This window comes from Flavobacterium sp. (assembly GCF_029242675.1).
In the GTDB taxonomy this organism is placed as follows: Bacteria; Bacteroidota; Bacteroidia; order Flavobacteriales; family Flavobacteriaceae; genus Flavobacterium.
In genome coordinates this window covers 1-3,436 of record NZ_JAQWTM010000121.1, presented here as the reverse complement: position 1 = coordinate 3,436, position 3,436 = coordinate 1, and the positions used below count along the sequence as shown (strand labels likewise).

4 protein-coding genes are annotated in these 3,436 nt (G+C 35.6%); 3 read left to right on the top strand and 1 reads right to left on the bottom strand.

The window, feature by feature from the left end:
• Nucleotides 1–71: 71 nt before the first annotated feature.
• Nucleotides 72–422 (bottom strand): 4Fe-4S binding protein, encoded by a 351-nt coding sequence (locus tag P8M54_RS04790; protein ID WP_300285756.1) that lies wholly within the window; start codon nt 420–422, stop codon nt 72–74.
• A 127-nt stretch (nt 423–549) separates the two neighbouring features.
• On the opposite strand from P8M54_RS04790, the gene P8M54_RS04785 reads away from it, so the two are divergent.
• The 3 genes from P8M54_RS04785 to P8M54_RS04775 all read left to right on the top strand — a co-directional run.
• Nucleotides 550–1,608 (top strand): acyl-CoA reductase, encoded by a 1,059-nt coding sequence (locus tag P8M54_RS04785; protein WP_300285754.1) that lies wholly within the window; start codon nt 550–552, stop codon nt 1,606–1,608.
• Between the two features lie 92 nt (nt 1,609–1,700).
• The gene (gene serC / locus P8M54_RS04780) at nt 1,701–2,774 is read left to right on the top strand and encodes a 3-phosphoserine/phosphohydroxythreonine transaminase (RefSeq protein WP_300285752.1); all 1,074 of its coding nucleotides are present in this window, start codon (nt 1,701–1,703) and stop codon (nt 2,772–2,774) included.
• Nucleotides 2,775–2,943: 169 nt separating this feature from the next.
• Nucleotides 2,944–3,436 (top strand): NAD(P)-dependent oxidoreductase (locus tag P8M54_RS04775; RefSeq protein ID WP_300285750.1); only part of this gene is annotated, 493 nt, incomplete at its 3' end.

Genomic DNA, 3,436 nt, shown 5'->3' with positions numbered 1-3,436 from the left:
CTATGTAAAACAACTACAAAAAAAATCCCGAGCTATAAACTCGGGATTATTATTTTACAAGATATTTCCTTTTATTCGTTATGTAAAAAGGCTTGTCTATTTAACATGGTTTCGTCTGATTCTACATGATTATCATCTGGTAAACAGCAATCTACTTGACATACCGCAGCACATTGTGGTACATCGTGAAAACCTATACATTCCGTACATTTACCCGGAACAATATAATATACATCATCAGAGATTGGCGTTTGTGCCTCATCAGAATCTACTTCAGTACCATCCGGCAAAATTACTTTACCAGTTAACTTTGTTCCATCCTTATATCTCCAATCATCAGCTCCTTCGTAAATTGCTGTATTAGGGCACTCGGGTTCACAAGCCCCACAATTAATACATTCGTCAGTTATTATTATTGCCATTTTACTTTTTATTAAATGTTGTGCGTTAAAAAAACCAAATCAAATTACTTTAAGACTTTTGACTTTCGACTTATTAAAGCTTATTTTTGTGCAAAATTACAATCAAAACAATTCATAAGCAAACATTATGACATTAGAAACAAAAAAAAGTGTTTTTGTTGCATTAGGCAAATTCTTAAGTCAATTTTCGGAAAACAATTCCAGTAAAATAGCTGGCGTATTGCACAATGACTTGTTCTTTGATGCATTCGAAGACCTTATTGCCTTATCTCAATCGCATAATGGCTGGTACACGCCCGAGCAAGTTTACTTTTCGATTCAATCGTGGGCTGCTGCTTTAACTGAAGACCAACTTACTGAATGGTTGAATAAGTACGATTTAAAGTCGGATTCCAATAAAACCGTAGCTTTAATTCTTGCTGGCAACATACCTTTGGTAGGTTTTCATGACTTTTTATCTGTGTTGATTGCTGGTCACAATGTTAAAATAAAAACATCATCCAACGATCAACATTTACTGCCATTTTTGGCAAAATATATAATTGCTGTAGCGCCGGAATTTAGCGGCAAAATCACCTTTATTGAAGGGAAATTAGAGAATTTTGACGCTGTTATAGCAACAGGAAGTAATAATACAGCCCGTTATTTTGAGTATTATTTTAAGGACAAACCATCAATTATTAGAAAAAGCAGAAATTCAGTTGCAGTGCTCGACGGAAACGAAACTAAAGCCCAATTGACTGCGCTAGGAGAAGATATTTTCAGGTATTTTGGTCTAGGATGTCGCAACGTTTCCAAGCTATTTGTTCCTAAAGGGTATTCGTTCGATGCTTTTTTTGAAGCAATTTTTGAGTACCAAGATGTGATTCATTATGAAAAGTATGCTAATAATTACGATTACAACAAGGCAGTCTTTTTGATGAGTAATTTTAAATTACTGGATAATGGTTTCTTGACGTTAAAAGAGGATACCAGTCATGCCTCTCCTATTTCCACTGTTTTTTACGAATATTATGATACTTTAGTCGAATTAGAAGAACGTTTAGTATCTGAAGACGAGCAACTTCAATGCATAGTTAGCAACAACCTAATGGAAAGTAGTATTCCTTTTGGTCAAACTCAAAAACCCAAATTATGGGATTATGCAGATAATGTAGATACGATATCGTTTTTGTTAACAATATGACAAAAATAAGCCTTATAATTCCGAAAAAATTAACGCTTTTTAATGTACTAATGACGAAATTTGCCTTTTAATTTTTTGGACAAAACTACACCATGAAAAAACACAACTACAGCGCAGGACCTTGCATTTTACCACAAGAAGTTTTTGAAAAATCGGCACAAGCGATACTGGATTTCAATGGGTCGGGATTATCAATTTTAGAAATATCACATAGAAGTAAAGATTTCGTTGCCGTAATGGATGAAGCTAGATCACTTGCCTTAGAATTATTAGGATTGGAAGGAAAAGGATACCAAGCTTTATTTTTATCAGGTGGAGCGAGCTTGGAATTCTTAATGGTTCCTTATAACTTGATGAAAGAAGGCGGTAAAGCAGCTTATTTAGACTCCGGAACTTGGGCTAGTGGCGCCATAAAAGAAGCTAAATTTTTTGGAGAAACAGTTGTTGTTGCTTCATCAAAAGAGGAAAACTACAATCATATTCCAAAAGGATACACAGTTCCTGCTGATGCTAATTATTTCCACTGCACTAGTAACAACACTATTTTTGGGACTCAAATAAAAGAATTTCCGTCACTTGACATGCCTATTGTATGTGATATGAGTTCGGATATTTTCTCAAGAGTTTTGGATTTTTCAAAATTTGATATTATTTACGCCGGTGCTCAAAAAAATATGGGGCCTGCCGGAACTACATTAGTGATAGTTAAAGAAGAAATTCTAGGAAAATCAGGAAGAACGATTCCAAGTATTTTAGATTATGAGAAACACATCAAGGCAGAAAGTATGTACAATACACCGCCTGTTTTTCCTGTGTATGCCTCATTACTTACCTTACAATGGTTAAAAAACTTAGGTGGAATTGCAGCTGTTGAAAAATTGAATACTGCAAAAGCAGAATTGCTTTACACTGAAATTGATAGAAACCCATTGTTTAAAGGAGCTGCCGCTGTAGAAGATCGTTCAAGCATGAATGCTACTTTCTTATTGAATGATGCTGCTCATGCAGAAATATTTGATGCAATGTGGAAAGCAGCCGGAATATCAGGTCTTCCAGGACATCGCTCGGTGGGTGGTTATAGAGCCTCTATGTACAACGCCATGCCTATCGAGAGTGTACAGGTATTAGTTGATGTTATGAAAGATCTAGAGTCAAAAGTAGCATAAAAGCACCTCAACGTGCGGATTCCTAGCCCTGATAGCAGTGGAAATCCTTTTTATTTTTTTCTTTAAAAAATAAAAAGATTGAAACGAATAGCAGGAAATAGCTCCTAACAAAATAATAAAAAAGTAATATGAGGACGGGATTGCATCGTTCCTCGCAATGAAATAAAAAATGAAAGTATTAGCAAATGACGGAATTTCTAAAAGTGGAATTCTAGCTTTAGAAGCAGGTGGATTTGAAGTAATAACTACAAAAGTAGCTCAAGAACAAGTGGCTAATTATGTAAACGAAAATAACATTAGTGTTGTTCTTGTTCGTAGTGCTACAAAAGTTCGTAAAGATATTATCGACGCTTGTCCCGGACTAAAAATAATTGGTCGTGGTGGTGTTGGTATGGATAATATTGATGTGGATTATGCTAAAAGCAAAGGGATTCACGTGATTAACACACCTGCGTCTTCATCAGAATCAGTGGCTGAATTGGTTTTTGCTCACTTGTTTTCAGGCGTGCGTTTCTTGCATGATTCAAACCGAAATATGCCTCTTGAAGGCGACACTAATTTTGACGGTTTGAAAAAAGCGTACGCAAATGGTGTTGAGCTAAGAGGGAAAACTTTAGGAATTGTAGGTATTGGTCGTATTGGTCAAGCTACTGCAAAAATGG